Genomic DNA, 14,515 nt, shown 5'->3' with positions numbered 1-14,515 from the left:
GAAAATGATAGCAACGAAGGATATACGTATCGAAAAAGACTTTTTAGGTGAGAAGGAAGTACCGAGTGTAGCTTATTATGGTGTACAAACATTACGCGCCGTGGAAAACTTCCCAATTACAGGATATCGTATTCATCCGTCACTCATTACAGCAATGGCGATTGTGAAAAAAGCGGCGGCACTTGCGAATATGGATACGGGTTACTTATCTAAAGATATTGGACACGAAATTGCAGAAGCAGCGCAAGAAATTGTTGATGGAAAGTTCCACGATCAATTTATCGTAGACCCGATTCAGGGCGGGGCAGGGACTTCCATTAATATGAATACGAATGAAGTAATTGCTAATAGAGCACTAGAACGTATGGGATACGAAAAAGGTGAGTATGCGAAAATTAGCCCAAACACTCATGTGAACATGGCTCAATCAACAAATGATGCATTTCCAACGGGGATTCATATTGCAACTCTTATGATGTTAGAAGAACTTCTTATTACAATGGAAGAACTTCATTCTGCTTTCCGTGAAAAAGCAAAAGAGTTTGATCATGTTATTAAAATGGGGCGTACGCATTTACAAGATGCAGTTCCGATTCGCCTTGGACAAGAGTTTGAAGCATATAGCCGCGTACTTGAGCGTGATATAAAAAGAATTAAACAGTCTCGTCAACATCTATATGAAGTAAATATGGGAGCGACAGCTGTTGGGACTGGATTAAATGCAAACCCTATGTATATTGAACAAGTAGTTAAACACTTACGAGTGTTTAGTGGATTCCCACTTGTTGGTGCAGAGCATTTAGTTGATGCAACGCAAAATACAGATGCATATACAGAAGTATCTGCAGCGCTAAAAGTATGTATGATGAATATGTCTAAAATTGCAAATGATCTTCGCATTATGGCGTCTGGACCACGTGTTGGGTTAGCTGAAATTCAATTACCAGCTCGTCAACCAGGTTCATCAATTATGCCAGGGAAAGTAAATCCGGTTATGGCAGAAGTAATTAACCAAGTTGCTTTCCAAGTAATTGGAAATGATCATACAATTTGCTTAGCGTCAGAAGCAGGACAATTAGAGTTAAACGTAATGGAGCCTGTACTTGTGTTTAATTTAATTCAATCTATCAGTATTATGAATAACGGATTCCGTGTATTCCGTGAATATTGTATTAAAGGAATTACAGCTAATGAAGAATTGCTGAAGCAATATGTTGAGAAAAGTGTTGGAATTATTACGGCAGTTAACCCTCATATTGGCTATGAAGCAGCATCTCGCATTGCGCGTGAAGCAATTGAAACAGGAAAATCTGTTAGGGAGTTATGTTTAGAACATGGTGTACTGACAGAAGAAGAATTGGATATTATTTTAGATCCATTCGAAATGACGCATCCTGAAATTGCTGGAGCTTCTTTATTAAAGAATAAGAAAATGTAATACGAAAAACACCGATCCATTTGGATCGGTGTTTTATTTTTAAAAGATATTAAATACAGCATTTAATTGAAGTAAGCTAATAACGGCTAAGAAAATTAAGCTATATTTCATTGCTGTTTTAAATAGAGCAGATTCTTTACCAACTAGTCCAACTGCTGCACAAGCAACTGCTACAGATTGTGGTGAAACCATTTTTGCCATTGTACCACCTACTACGTTTAAGGCAACGAGTGTAGAAGGAACGATGTTTAACTGGTCTGCAGTTACTGCTTGCAGTGGTGCGAATAATGAACCACTTGATACTACTGAACCTGTAATGAATACGCCAATCCATCCTAAGATTGGAGAAAGAACTGGGAACGCATTACCAGTAGAAGAGAATGCAAGTCCAAGTGTAGATGACATACCAGAGTAGTTCTCTACGTAAGCTAAAGCGATAACGCTACAAATTGTATATACTGGAGCTTTTAATTCTTTTATTGTTTCGATCATTAATTCTTTAACCATCTTACCTTTTACACGGTAAACGATAAGTGAAACGATAATTGCTAGTACGATCGCAGTAGTTGTAGAAGAGAATACATCGAATTTGAAAATCGCTGCGAAAGGTGTATCTGCTTTTGTAATAGGTGTAGTTTTCATAACCATATTATGAAGACCAGGGAACTGAATGTTAAATACTAAGTTTGCTAGTGCACCATCCGGAGCAAATAAAGCTTTAATCGGTTTTAAATTAAAGACTGTTACGAATGCAGTTAAGAATACGAATGGAGACCAAGCATATAAAATTTGATTGAATGTATGAGATTCTTTTTCTTCCTGTTTTTCTTCTTTAGCAGAAGATTTTGGTTGCCAAACACGTAAGAATAAAGCAAGAGCAACCATACTTACAACTGCTGCGAAAATATTAGTAAGTTCTGCACCTAAGAAGTAAGTTACAAGGAACTGAGTGATTGCGAAAGAAACACCACTTACAAGAATACCTTGCCAAGTTTCTTTAATACCTTTAATTCCATCGACCATTGAAACAAGTAAGAAAGGTAAAATAATGCTAATGAAAGGTAAAATAAGAACAGTTTGACGACCAATAGTTAATGCATCAAGTTCAGTTAATTGTGCTGGTACTGTAACTGGAATACCCATAGCACCCATTGCGCCACCAGCGATGTTAGCTACTAAACAAATACCTGCTGCTTTTAATGGATTAAAGCCCATACCTACAAGTAAGGCAGCTGTGATAGCAACTGGAACCCCTAGACCAGCTGCACCTTCTAAGAAGGCACCGAAAGAATAAGCGATCAATAATACTTGTAAACGTTGATCATTTGTAATGCTTGAAATACTATCACGAATGACATTGAATTGCTCTGTTTTAACAGTTAATTTATAAAGGAAAATTGCTGCGATAACGATAGTACAAATTGGATAAAATCCAGATAAAATACCGAATCCGGCAGATGCTACAGCTACTGTTGCTGGCATTTTATAAACAAATATAGCAAGAATAATAGCGACAATCACACTATAAAGCCCAGCGATGTAACTTTTCATTTTGAGTCCCATTAAACAAATGATGAAGCAGAAAATTGGAAGTGCTGCGATTAGTGCAGATAACCAAATGTTGTTTAATGGGTCATAAATTTGTGTCCAAGTACTCATAATAATGACAACTCCTATCTATTTATATGTGAAGAAATTCACATTATTTGTGAAACTATTCACAATCAACTTACATGCTTAGTATATTCTCCTTCAACACTATTGTCAACGTAAAAAAGTATAATTATTCCATAATAGTGTTAAAAGTAACATTTTGTTCATAAAGTAGACAAAACCCACACTGAGTAAAGCTTCATTTTATAATTGGATAGATGGCACGTATCTGTTTGATCTAACAGGAGAGGTGTATGTATTTAATAGGAAGTTTTGAACAGCAATCAATCAATTGATTACAATACTAATTGAAATAAAAAGTATTTATTTTTTTATTACGCTATCATTTTTTACTGAAAATACCTTTTATCGTAACAAAAAGGTTAAGTATGGTTCAATCACTTTACGAAAGGTTATCAATTATAGACGGTATTTTACAATATCGTTACTATACGTTTCAATGAAGTGAAAATATAACAAAAAGCCTGATAAAACAACATTTGTAAGCAAAGTATTCATAGCCCTTTGTTTTGCTTTTTCGTTATATCATATAGTATAATATTCAAAATCAGCAGGGATTTTTCCTGAACTCTTTGTTGATGAAAGTGGAAAAAATTTTCAGCGTTCTAGGTTGATAAAGTTATGTCGTAACAGGAAATATAAGAACAGATATATAAATAAATAAAAAGAAAATAAAAACGAAAACGAAAACGAGGGGAACTTTATGAGCCAAAATCAATTTGAATGTCATATTTCAGAAGAAGATGTACAAATGTTAAGAGCGTTAGCGCATCCATTACGTCTACGCCTAGTAATGGAATTAATGCAACGTGGAACTTGTAACGTAACGCAATTGCAGGAAGTATTAGAAATCCCACAATCAACGGTTTCACAACATTTAACGAAATTAAAGCAAAATAAAGTAGTACGCTTTGAAAGACGAGGATTAGAAGTGTATTATCAAATTCATAATGATAAAGTAAGTGAAGTAGTGAAAACATTATTTTCTTAAAATTTGAATATTATGGAAAAAGACGTGTGGAATATACGTCTTTTTTTATTTGGAAGAAAAGACTATTCATCAACATACTGCTTTATCGAATATATTCTAAAGGGAAAAGAAAAGATAGAAAGGAGTGTAGTAAGTAAAAGGAGGGATAACAGAATGGACGTAAAACGTGTACAACAAATCTTATCTTCTTCAAGTAGAGTTGATGTTACATATGAGGGTGTACCAGTATGGATTGAGAGTTGTGATGAGCAGAGAGGGATTGCTCAAGTGTATGATGTATCTAATCCAGGAGAAAGCGTTCACGTGGACGTGACGGCTTTAGAAGAGAAGTAATAGAAAAGACGCTTCTAATTTTAGAAGCGTCTTTTTTATTTGTTATTCCATCATACTTGCAACTTTTTTAGAGCAGAGAAGAAGTACAAATCCTAGGACGATAACGATAATACCAATACTTGCAAATACTTCAAGATAGCCTAATGATTGTGTAAAGGAAGCAAGTTTACCAGCTAACCAGTTAGCCATACCTGAACCAGCTAACCATACACCCATTAGTAATGATGCTAATTTAACAGGTGCAATTGCACTTACCATTGATAGACCGATTGGTGATAAGAATAGTTCGCCAATTGTATGGAACATATAAGTGATAACGATGAATAATAAGTTTGCTTTAACAGTTATATCAGCTTCACTACTTCCAGTTTTTAGAACCGCTAATGTTAAAACAAGGTAACCTATACCTAGTAAAATCATACCAAATGCCATTTTTGTTGGTATTTTTAAATCGCCACGCTTTGATTTAGAAAGTTTTAACCATAGCATAGATACGAATGGTGCAAGTAGTACGATGAACGCTGGATTAACGGATTGGAACCAAGATGTTGGAACTTCCCATCCAAAAATTGTACGATCAACAAATTTATCTGTATAAAGTGTTAAAGAACTACCAGCTTGTTCAAAGCCTGCCCAGAAGAATACTACGAAACAAGTTAAAATTACAATTGCCCAAGTGCGATTTTTTTCTTGTTTTGTTAAAGGTTTCTTTTCGATTGCAGGTTGATTTTTTGTTTTTTTACCAACAACTGTTGTGCCTGCTGTACCAAGGTAGCGAGGAGCTAATAAGTTGAAAACAATTTGTCCAATAATCATACCGATACAAGCTGCTAAGAATCCGTATTTATATCCCATAACCATAACGCCATCAACGCTTGTTTTAAAGAAATCTTCTGCTAAAAATCCACAAATAAGTGGAGCGAAGAAAGCACCTACGTTAATACCCATATAGAAGATAGTAAATGCACTGTCACGACGTGAATCATTTTCGTTATACAATTCACCTAACAGTGTAGAAATATTTGGTTTGAAGAATCCATTACCAATAACTAATAGTACTAATCCAAGGAATAGTCCTGTTTTTGTATTCATGGAGAATAGTACAAAGTTACCAATCGCCATAATAATTCCGCCGAGAGTAATGGCATGACGTCTCGTAATATAATGATCAGTTAGCCATCCGCCTATAATTGGCATGAAATATACTGCCGCTGTAAAAGTACCATATAATTGCACTGCGAATGCCTTATCAAATCCTAATCCGCCACTAACGGCAGCTGTTGTTAAATAAAGAACTAAAAGGCCACGCATTCCATAATAACTAAATCTTTCCCACATTTCTGTTAAGAACAACAAATATAATCCTGGTGGATGTTTTTTTGGTGATTGTTGTTCCCCAGCTTTTTCTAATTTTAAAGCTGCATCCATTTTTGTTTCCCCCTAATCCTGTATAACGGATATTTATGTAATTATTTTAATTCACAAAATATTTAGAAGTCAATAGAATTATATGGAAATAGAAAGAAAATTTCTAAAAAGTTCTATTTTTCTTCAACCGTTACTGTATTTTTCCCTGAAAACTATATAATAAGCGTTTTCAAATGTAATAATTGAATTCTAAAAGAAAATAAAATAATGATTAATCAGAAAATTTAGATTAAAATATTTATTCTGATATAGAGAAAATATATTTATTTACTTTTTTAATATAACATATTGGGAATAAAAATACAAAACGAAATAATATGACATTTACGTGAAATAGAAAATAACCAGCTCCATAGAAGGGGAGCTGGTTAGAAACATATTATTTAACAAATCGTTTTTCGATATCATCTAATAGTAGGTTAGCAGCCATTACACCACCAGCTGTATTCCAAATAACATCGTCAACTTTGTATGCTTTACCATTTTTCACTGCATTTAAATTTTTAAATAGAGGATCATTGATATATTCTTTTTCTAGTTCAGATCCTTTTTTCTCATTGCCTTTATCGAATGTGAAATAGAATAATACATCGCCATCCATTGCAGAAATACGCTCTTTAGATACGTTACGCTCTGCAAAATCATCTTTGTTTTGATCTCCAGGACGTTTAAATCCAAGCTCTTTTAAAATAACACCAGAGAATGTATCACCGTGATAAATACGAACATCACCAGGCATGAAGCGAACCATAGAGATTTCTTGATTAACTTTATCACCAAGTTTTCCTTGTAAGTCTTTTGTACGTTTTTCGTAATCAGTTAAAACCTTTTGACCTTCTTTTTCTTTATTCAATGCTTTTGCATAAAATTTGAAGTTATCTTTCCATTCACCACGTAATGTTTCAGAGAACACGGTAGGTGCAATTGCTTTTAGTTGCTCGTACACTTTTTCGTGGCGCATTTTGTTCCCGATAATTAAGTCTGGTTTTAAAGAAGCGATTGTTTCAACATTTACTTGTCCTTCATCACCAACAACTTTTACATCTTTCATTTTATCTTTAATATGTGGATACCAAGGATCACCAGTCCAAGATTTTACAGCCCCAACGGGTTTCACACCTAATTCCAGTAAAGCTTCAGTTCCTTCATTTGTTAAAATGACTACACGTTTTGGATCAGCAGGAACTTCTGTTTTACCCATAGCATGTTCCACAGTAATCATTTCTTTTTTAGTATTTTCTTTTGTTTCTTCTTTCGTATTTGACTTTCCACAAGCGCTTAAAAGTAGTGAAAAGGCTAGTAAAAATACAAATACTGTAAACGATTTCTTTTGCATGAATTTCATTATGTACCCCCTACATACTGAGAAGTTTTTTCAATAGCAAGCATGATATTAAGCCTTTATCTTTTGATTGTCAATATATACGGTTGAAAATAATTCTCATTTCCGTTGACAATGAGAATTAAGTTGAAATACACTTACAACGTATCATTATACATTGAAGGGGAAACGCTGCATGTTATTAAAAACAAATCAAGCAAAATGGATTGGATTATTTGTTGGGATCATTGCAGTCATTACTTGTATTTGGGGAAGTATTATTTTCGGATATACAAATACGAGTTGGAAATTAGCGTTAGATGCTTTTTTCCATTTTAATGGTTCCAATGAACATATTATTATTCAAAATGTGCGTCTTCCAAGGGCGTTAATTGCAGCTAGTGTTGGTGCTAGTTTAGCCATTGCAGGTTGTCTTATGCAAACTTTAACGAAGAATCCGCTTGCTTCTCCAGATTTTATTGGATTAAATTCAGGTGCTGCTTTCTTCATAGTTGTAGCAATTGTTATTTTTTCCGTGACATCATTATCAGCTTTCACGTGGATTGCCTTTTTAGGGGCAGCAGTTGCAGCTGTACTTGTATTTGCTTCTAGTTCTTTAGGAAAAGAAGGGACAACGCCTCTTAAGTTAACATTAGCAGGGGTCGCAATTAGTGCGTTATTTTCATCATTAACACAAGGATTACTTGTGTTAAATGAAAAGGCGCTTGAAGAAGTATTATTTTGGCTTGCTGGATCTGTGCAAGGAAGAAAGTTAGAAATTTTACAATCTGTATTCCCATATTTATTAATAGGCTGGATTGCATCTATTATGATGGCAGGGAAAGTAAATACATTGATGATGGGGGAAGACGTCGCGAAAGGACTTGGACAGCGAACAATTTTAATGAAATCATTCGTGTTACTTATTATTGTATTGTTGTCTGGTGGTTCAGTTGCGGTTGCTGGCCCAATTGGATTTATTGGAATTATTACTCCTCATTTTGCCAGATTTCTTGTTGGGGTCGACCATAGATGGAGGGTACCTTATAGCGGATTGTTAGGTGCAATACTACTTATCTTGGCCGATATAGCAGCAAGATATGTTATTATGCCACAAGAAGTGCCAGTAGGGGTTATGACAGCATTTATCGGGGCCCCATTCTTTATTTATATTGCACGTAAGAGAGGGCTTAGCAAATGAAGAAGTATATCCCGTTTCGTATAGGAAAAGACGGATTCTCGTTTTTAATGTATAAACGAGCTTGTATCGTCTTAGTGAGTTTACTAGTTGTTTTAATAGGATTATTTTTTGCGAGTGCAGGCATGGGGGATATGAAAATCGCTCCTTATGATGTATGGCAAGCGATTACTGGAAATGGCGATGCAATGTCAAATATGGTTGTAAATAAGTTTCGTATGCCGCGTATTTTAATTGCCATCCTTGTAGGAATTGCACTTGCTGTAGCAGGATGTATTTTACAAGGGCTCGTTCGAAACCCACTTGCTTCTCCGGATATCATCGGAATTACAGGTGGTGCAAGCGTAGCAGTTGTACTCTTTTTAGCTATATTTAGTGATAAAAACAATGCACTAACAGTAAGCATTCATTATATGCCGCTAGCAGCTTTTGCTGGGGCAACAATTGTTGCGTTTTTTGTATATTTATTTGCATGGAAAAATGATGGGTTATCACCGATTAGCCTTGTTTTAATTGGTGTTGGCTTTTGGGCATTAACGAAAGCAGCAACAACTTTATTTATGTTGCTAGCACCAATTTATCAAGCTAGCCAAGCGAATGTATGGATTACAGGTACGGTTTATGGCTCCTCATGGCAAAATGTTATGATACTCGCGCCTTGGGTTCTCATTTTAACGACCATATCATTCATCGCTGCGAGACATTTAAATGCACAAGAGCTAGGGGATGATATAGCAGTCGGACTGGGTGTTCCTTTAACGAAGTCGCGTGTATTTATGTTATTACTTAGTACAGCATTAATTGGTGGAGCAGTTGCTTTTGCCGGAGGAATTGGATTTGTCGGTTTAATGGCACCTCATATTTCACGAAGATTAGTTGGTTCATTCTATGGTGCATTGCTTCCAGTTGCGGCAATTGTCGGTGCAATTCTAGTACTTGCTGCAGATTTAATTGGGCGCACAGTTTTCACACCACTTGAAATTCCTGCAGGTGTATTTACATCAGCAATTGGTGCACCTTATTTTATTTATTTACTTTATAAAAGTCGGAATTCATAAAGGGAGATGAATATGCAAAAAGCATTGGAGACGAAACGCTTAACGTTGTCTTATGGTGAAACAATTATTATTGATGAGCTGAACTTAGAAATTCCAAAAGGGGAAATCACAATCTTTATCGGTTCTAATGGTTGTGGAAAATCAACTTTATTACGTTCACTAGCTAGATTATTAAAGCCGACAACTGGTGACATTTTGTTAGATAATCAAGCAATTCAAAGTATGCAAACGAAGCAAATTGCTCGTCAAATGGCGATTTTACCACAAGGGCCGCAAGCACCAGAAGGACTTACAGTCTTGCAACTTGTAAAACAAGGGCGCTATCCGTATCAAACATGGCTGAAACAATGGTCAGAAAAAGATGAGGAAATGGTACAGAAAGCACTCGCAGCAACAGGTATGACAGAATTTGCTGAGCGTGATGTGCATGCTCTTTCAGGCGGGCAACGTCAACGTGCTTGGATTGCAATGACGCTTGCACAAGATACAGATATTATTTTACTGGATGAGCCAACTACATATTTAGATATGACTCATCAAATTGAAGTACTAGATTTATTATTCGAATTAAATGAAACAGAACAAAGAACAATTGTTATGGTATTACACGACTTAAATTTAGCATGTCGCTATGCAGATAACATTGTAGCAATTCAAGATAAACAAATATATGCACAAGGTAAGCCTGAAGAAGTGGTAGACGAGAAGCTAGTACGTGATGTATTCCGAATGGAGTGTCAAATTAGTACAGATCCTTTGTTTGGAACACCACTATGTATTCCGCACGGAAAAGGAAGACGATTAGTTAAAGAAGTTGCACAGGCGATGAGATAATAAAAAAACGATGAGTGATTCATCGTTTTTTTATTTGGTACAAGAAAATAAGAGGAAGAGAGGAATTCGTAAACGTCGTTCGTACTCTTCTTCATTTTGGAAATAGGCTTTATTTGGTGTAGCTTCTTTTAGGTTTGTAATGGTAAAACCAGCTTGTTGTAATAATATGAAATATTCCTCTGTTGTACGATGGTATTTAATAACTTCTTGATCAATCCACGGTTCAACACGTTGCCCTATTTTGAAGTAATCATCAACGAGCCAGCTCGTTCTCTTGCCATTTGTTTGCAAGCTTTCAAAGGAAGATGTAATAACGGGATGTTGAACACTAAAGGTAAAAACACCATTTGGTTTTAAAGTTTGGTATACATTTTGAAAAATAGTATTAAGGTGTTCAATATAGTGTAAAGCGAGTCTAGATGTAACTAAATCGAAAGTAGAAGGAGGATAGGTATAGTCTTTGAGGTTTATACAATGAACGGTACCATTTTTGGTTTCTAGTTGTTTTACAGCCTTTTCATACATAAGCTTTGAGCCTTCAATCCCGGTGTACGAATGGCAACCAATTTCTAATAATTCCTCACCAAACTTAGCGTCACCACAACCTAAATCGAGAATTTGTTTTCCTTTTACATCACCAATGAGCTGAAAGAATGCTGGCTTTTCAATTGATTCATTCGGGCTATTTTCTCGGTATCTTCGTTTTATATACTGTTCAAAAAATGCTTCGTTATTATATACGTCAGATTCAGTAAATGCCATTTTTGAGCCCTCCTAAATATTTTTTTTATTCTATCAAATATGAAAAGTAAAAGATAGATTTCTTGTAATGAATCATTTATAATTTAAATTTGTAAGCGGTTACTTTAAACTATTTTTCTATAATAAATTCTGAAAACGTGTTAAGCTAGTAGAGGGATTATTAGAACTATTAAGACAATAATTCGCTTACATGAACGATGGGAGGCTTCACGATGTCTAGTAAAACACTTGCGAAATTTTTAGAAGAAAATTTAGAGGATTTAAAATCAAAGGGGCTTTATAACGTAATTGATCCGCTTGAGAGTTCAAATGGACCGATTATTACAATTGGCGGAAAAGAATATATTAACTTATCTTCAAACAACTATCTTGGATTAGCGACAGATAGCCGTTTGCAAGAAGCAGCAATTGGTGCTATTCATAAGTATGGTGTTGGAGCAGGAGCTGTTCGTACAATTAACGGTACTTTAGATTTGCATATTAAATTGGAAGAAACAATTGCAAAGTTTAAACATACAGAAGCAGCGATTGCTTATCAATCGGGATTCAACTGTAATATGGCAGCGATTTCAGCTGTTATGGACAAAAATGATGCGATTCTTTCAGATGAATTAAATCACGCATCTATTATTGACGGTAGTCGTCTATCAAAAGCAAAAATTATTGTGTATAAGCATTCTGATATGGAAGATTTACGCCAAAAAGCAATTGCGGCGAAAGAATCAGGTCTTTACAATAAATTAATGGTAATTACAGACGGTGTCTTCTCAATGGATGGAGATGTTGCAAAACTACCAGAGATTGTTGAGATTGCAGAAGAATTAGATTTAATGACATACGTAGATGATGCACACGGTTCAGGTGTACTTGGAAAAGGTGCGGGAACTGTAAAGCATTTCGGTCTGTCTGATAAAGTTGATTTCCAAATTGGTACATTATCAAAAGCAATTGGGGTAATTGGTGGATATGTAGCAGGGAAACAAAACTTAATTGACTGGTTAAAAGTTCGTTCACGTCCATTCTTATTCTCTACAGCATTAACACCGGCTGATGCAGCAGCTTGCATGAGATCAATTGAGATCTTAATGGAAAGCACAGAGTTGCACGATCGTTTATGGGAAAATGGTCGCTATTTAAAACAAGGGTTAAAAGAACTTGGCTTTAACATAGGGGAAAGTGAAACGCCAATTACACCTTGTATCATTGGTGATGAAGTGTTAACACAAGAATTTAGTAAACGTCTAAATGAAGAAGGCGTATACGCAAAATCTATCGTGTTCCCAACTGTAGCAAAAGGAACGGGACGTGTTCGTAATATGCCTACAGCAGCTCATACGAAAGAAATGTTAGATGAAGCAATTCGTAAGTATGAAAAAGTAGGGAAAGAAATGGGCATCATTTAAGTAAAGACATCTTTTGAATAGCTTGCAAATGAGGAGTGGGGAAAATGAAAAAAATTCTAGTAACCGGTTCTTTAGGGCAAATTGGTTCTGAACTAGTAATGAAACTTCGTGATGTATACGGCGCATCAAATGTTATTGCAACAGATATTCGTGAAACAGATAGTGAAGTAGTAACGTCTGGTCCATTTGAAACGTTAGATGTAACAGATGGACAAAAACTACATGATATCGCAAAGCGTAATGAAGTAGATACAATTATTCATTTAGCAGCTTTACTTTCAGCAACGGCGGAAAAAAATCCGCTATTTGCATGGAATTTAAATATGGGCGGACTTGTAAATGCGTTAGAAGCAGCTCGTGAATTAAACTGTAAGTTTTTCACGCCAAGTTCTATTGGTGCATTCGGTCCATCAACGCCGAAAGATAATACGCCACAAGATACAATTCAGCGTCCGACTACGATGTATGGGGTAAACAAAGTAGCAGGAGAATTACTATGTGATTATTATCATCAAAAGTTTGGCGTTGATACGCGCGGTGTACGTTTCCCTGGTTTAATTTCTTACGTAGCTCCTCCAGGAGGCGGAACAACTGATTATGCAGTTGAAATTTATTATGAGGCGATTAAAAAAGGCACATACACCTCATACATTGCAGAAGGAACATACATGGATATGATGTATATGCCAGATGCTTTACAAGCGATCATTTCATTAATGGAAGCTGATCCAAGTAAGTTAGTGCATAGAAATGCATTTAATATTACAGCAATGAGCTTTGAGCCAGAGCAAATCGCAGCATCAATTCGTAAACACATCCCGACATTTACAATGGATTACGCTGTAGATCCTGCTCGTCAAACAATTGCTGATAGCTGGCCAAACTCTATTGATGCAACAGCGGCAATGAAAGAGTGGGGCTTTAAAGCAGAATACGATTTAGACAAAATGACAACGGACATGCTAGCGAAGTTAAAAAAAAAGCTCGCAGCTGAGTTAGTGATGAATTAATAGGAAGGGTCGATTCTTAGGAATCGATCCTTTTTGTTTGTATTTTAAGAATATACAAATAATTACAAGTGTGATAGAATGAGTTAATTTGTGTGTAAAGGGGAGACAGGGAATGGAGAAATGGGAGCTAGCAAAGAAAATTTATAATACGTCACGTTTAACAGGAACATTTAAGCTTCGATCAGGACAAGTATCAAATCAATACTTTGATAAGTACTTATTCGAATCTAATCCAGTACTATTATTAGAAATTGCTAAACAATTGAAAGAGCTCATTCCTCCTGAAACAGAAGTACTCGCAGGTTTAGAGATGGGAGGTATTCCAGTAGCAACAGCATTATCTTTACAAATGGGTATACCAGTTGTATTTGTGAGAAAAGAAGCGAAGAAGTACGGTACATGTAAGTTAGCAGAAGGTATTGATATTGCTGGGAAAAATGTTTGTGTTGTTGAAGATGTTATTACGACAGGCGGTCAAATATTATTAAGCACGAAAGAGTTAAGAGAACTCGGTGCGAAAGTGAATCATGTTCTAGGTGTAATCGAACGAACAAAAGAGGGAAGAGAAAACTTATTAGAAGACGGCTTACAGCTGCATTCTTTATTTACAATGGATGAGTTAATTGAAGGAGAAAAGCAACATGCAAAGAGTTGATGTCGTATATGCACTCATACATGATGAGGAAACAGATGAAATATTAATGGTACATAATATAGAACAAAACGTTTGGTCATTACCAGGTGGTGCGGTTGAAAAGGGGGAAACATTGCAGGAAGCACTAGTAAGAGAAGTAAAAGAAGAGACAGGCTTAACTGCTGTGGCAGGTGAACTTGTTGCATTAAATGAGAAGTTTTTTGAGAAAAAAGGCCATCATGCACTACTTTTTACATTCCGAGCGAAAGTAGTAACAGGTGAGTTTTGTGTAGAAGATGAAGGCGAAATTTCCGCAATTGAATGGGTAGATAAAAAAATCGCAAATGAGCGATTCCCATTCTACGATGGAGGATTCGAATCGTTATTAAAAGTAGCCATTCCATACAAGTTTCAGCCAGAAACAAAGTGAT

14 protein-coding genes are annotated in these 14,515 nt (G+C 35.7%); 10 read left to right on the top strand and 4 right to left on the bottom strand.

All coding sequences use genetic code 11. From position 1 onward, the window contains the following. The first annotated feature begins 4 nt into the window (after positions 1-4). Positions 5-1,438 carry an aspartate ammonia-lyase gene (aspA, locus tag EUC40_RS22880; protein WP_071710200.1) on the top strand — a complete coding sequence of 478 codons (1,434 nt, stop codon included), beginning with the start codon at positions 5-7 and terminating at the stop codon, positions 1,436-1,438. Between the two features lie 39 nt (positions 1,439-1,477). Here the strand turns inward: aspA and EUC40_RS22875 are convergent, their stop codons facing one another. After that, positions 1,478-3,097 carry a lactate permease LctP family transporter gene (locus EUC40_RS22875; protein ID WP_071710201.1) on the bottom strand — a complete coding sequence of 540 codons (1,620 nt, stop codon included), beginning with the start codon at positions 3,095-3,097 and terminating at the stop codon, positions 1,478-1,480. A gap of 718 nt (positions 3,098-3,815) precedes the next feature. On the opposite strand from EUC40_RS22875, the gene EUC40_RS22870 reads away from it, so the two are divergent. Together EUC40_RS22870 and EUC40_RS22865 are read left to right on the top strand one after the other, a co-directional pair. Next, positions 3,816-4,103 (top strand): ArsR/SmtB family transcription factor, encoded by a 288-nt coding sequence (locus tag EUC40_RS22870; RefSeq protein ID WP_000081427.1) that lies wholly within the window; start codon positions 3,816-3,818, stop codon positions 4,101-4,103. 153 nt (positions 4,104-4,256) lie between these two features. After that, the gene (locus tag EUC40_RS22865) at positions 4,257-4,436 is read left to right on the top strand and encodes an acid-soluble spore protein H (protein ID WP_071710203.1); all 180 of its coding nucleotides are present in this window, start codon (positions 4,257-4,259) and stop codon (positions 4,434-4,436) included. Between the two features lie 42 nt (positions 4,437-4,478). On the opposite strand, the gene EUC40_RS22860 is transcribed toward EUC40_RS22865, so the two are convergent. Together EUC40_RS22860 and EUC40_RS22855 are read right to left on the bottom strand one after the other, a co-directional pair. Beyond that, on the bottom strand, positions 4,479-5,864 hold the full coding sequence (locus tag EUC40_RS22860; RefSeq protein ID WP_000338332.1) for a peptide MFS transporter: 1,386 nt from the start codon (positions 5,862-5,864) through the stop codon (positions 4,479-4,481). Positions 5,865-6,243: 379 nt separating this feature from the next. Then, positions 6,244-7,209, bottom strand: a complete 966-nt coding sequence (locus EUC40_RS22855) for an ABC transporter substrate-binding protein (RefSeq protein WP_071710204.1) — start codon at positions 7,207-7,209, stop codon at positions 6,244-6,246. Positions 7,210-7,381: 172 nt separating this feature from the next. Between EUC40_RS22855 and EUC40_RS22850 the strand changes: the two genes are divergently transcribed. From EUC40_RS22850 to EUC40_RS22840, 3 genes are read left to right on the top strand one after another with little or no spacing between them, the layout of a single operon-like run. Beyond that, on the top strand, positions 7,382-8,386 hold the full coding sequence (locus EUC40_RS22850) for a FecCD family ABC transporter permease (protein ID WP_000925207.1): 1,005 nt from the start codon (positions 7,382-7,384) through the stop codon (positions 8,384-8,386). Further along, a complete protein-coding gene (locus EUC40_RS22845; RefSeq protein WP_071710205.1) occupies positions 8,383-9,441 on the top strand; it encodes a FecCD family ABC transporter permease in 1,059 nt (352 codons plus the stop codon). Before EUC40_RS22850 ends, EUC40_RS22845 begins: the two co-directional genes overlap by 4 nt. A 12-nt stretch (positions 9,442-9,453) precedes the next feature. After that, positions 9,454-10,275 (top strand): ABC transporter ATP-binding protein, encoded by an 822-nt coding sequence (locus tag EUC40_RS22840; RefSeq protein WP_156576684.1) that lies wholly within the window; start codon positions 9,454-9,456, stop codon positions 10,273-10,275. 30 nt (positions 10,276-10,305) lie between these two features. On the opposite strand, the gene EUC40_RS22835 is transcribed toward EUC40_RS22840, so the two are convergent. Further along, positions 10,306-11,037, bottom strand: a complete 732-nt coding sequence (locus EUC40_RS22835; RefSeq protein ID WP_156576683.1) for a class I SAM-dependent DNA methyltransferase — start codon at positions 11,035-11,037, stop codon at positions 10,306-10,308. 212 nt (positions 11,038-11,249) lie between these two features. Between EUC40_RS22835 and EUC40_RS22830 the strand changes: the two genes are divergently transcribed. The 4 genes from EUC40_RS22830 (at position 11,250) to EUC40_RS22815 (ending at position 14,514) form a co-directional block, all read left to right on the top strand. Then, positions 11,250-12,440: a glycine C-acetyltransferase gene (locus EUC40_RS22830; RefSeq protein WP_000095906.1), complete on the top strand. Its 1,191-nt coding sequence runs from the start codon at positions 11,250-11,252 to the stop codon at positions 12,438-12,440. A 44-nt stretch (positions 12,441-12,484) separates the two neighbouring features. Continuing rightward, a complete protein-coding gene (locus EUC40_RS22825) occupies positions 12,485-13,450 on the top strand; it encodes an L-threonine 3-dehydrogenase (RefSeq protein ID WP_000723137.1) in 966 nt (321 codons plus the stop codon). A 112-nt stretch (positions 13,451-13,562) separates the two neighbouring features. Next, on the top strand, positions 13,563-14,105 hold the full coding sequence (gene pyrE / locus EUC40_RS22820; protein WP_156576682.1) for an orotate phosphoribosyltransferase: 543 nt from the start codon (positions 13,563-13,565) through the stop codon (positions 14,103-14,105). Further along, positions 14,092-14,514 (top strand): NUDIX hydrolase, encoded by a 423-nt coding sequence (locus tag EUC40_RS22815; protein WP_156576681.1) that lies wholly within the window; start codon positions 14,092-14,094, stop codon positions 14,512-14,514. Before pyrE ends, EUC40_RS22815 begins: the two co-directional genes overlap by 14 nt. The last annotated feature ends 1 nt before the right edge of the window (position 14,515 follow it).

The sequence above is a fragment of the Bacillus luti genome (assembly GCF_009739945.1).
In the GTDB taxonomy this organism is placed as follows: domain Bacteria; phylum Bacillota; class Bacilli; order Bacillales; family Bacillaceae_G; genus Bacillus_A; species Bacillus_A luti.
Note: the sequence above shows the minus strand (reverse complement) of the source record. Positions and strands in the feature narration are given on the sequence as shown.

Coding starts and splice junctions, on each gene's coding strand:
- aspA (WP_071710200.1), top strand. CDS start 5: ATGATAGCAACGAAGGATATACGTATCGAAAAAGACTTTTTAGGTGAG.
- EUC40_RS22875 (WP_071710201.1), bottom strand. CDS start 3,097: ATGAGTACTTGGACACAAATTTATGACCCATTAAACAACATTTGGTTA.
- EUC40_RS22870 (WP_000081427.1), top strand. CDS start 3,816: ATGAGCCAAAATCAATTTGAATGTCATATTTCAGAAGAAGATGTACAA.
- EUC40_RS22865 (WP_071710203.1), top strand. CDS start 4,257: ATGGACGTAAAACGTGTACAACAAATCTTATCTTCTTCAAGTAGAGTT.
- EUC40_RS22860 (WP_000338332.1), bottom strand. CDS start 5,864: ATGGATGCAGCTTTAAAATTAGAAAAAGCTGGGGAACAACAATCACCA.
- EUC40_RS22855 (WP_071710204.1), bottom strand. CDS start 7,209: ATGAAATTCATGCAAAAGAAATCGTTTACAGTATTTGTATTTTTACTA.
- EUC40_RS22850 (WP_000925207.1), top strand. CDS start 7,382: ATGTTATTAAAAACAAATCAAGCAAAATGGATTGGATTATTTGTTGGG.
- EUC40_RS22845 (WP_071710205.1), top strand. CDS start 8,383: ATGAAGAAGTATATCCCGTTTCGTATAGGAAAAGACGGATTCTCGTTT.
- EUC40_RS22840 (WP_156576684.1), top strand. CDS start 9,454: ATGCAAAAAGCATTGGAGACGAAACGCTTAACGTTGTCTTATGGTGAA.
- EUC40_RS22835 (WP_156576683.1), bottom strand. CDS start 11,037: ATGGCATTTACTGAATCTGACGTATATAATAACGAAGCATTTTTTGAA.
- EUC40_RS22830 (WP_000095906.1), top strand. CDS start 11,250: ATGTCTAGTAAAACACTTGCGAAATTTTTAGAAGAAAATTTAGAGGAT.
- EUC40_RS22825 (WP_000723137.1), top strand. CDS start 12,485: ATGAAAAAAATTCTAGTAACCGGTTCTTTAGGGCAAATTGGTTCTGAA.
- pyrE (WP_156576682.1), top strand. CDS start 13,563: ATGGAGAAATGGGAGCTAGCAAAGAAAATTTATAATACGTCACGTTTA.
- EUC40_RS22815 (WP_156576681.1), top strand. CDS start 14,092: ATGCAAAGAGTTGATGTCGTATATGCACTCATACATGATGAGGAAACA.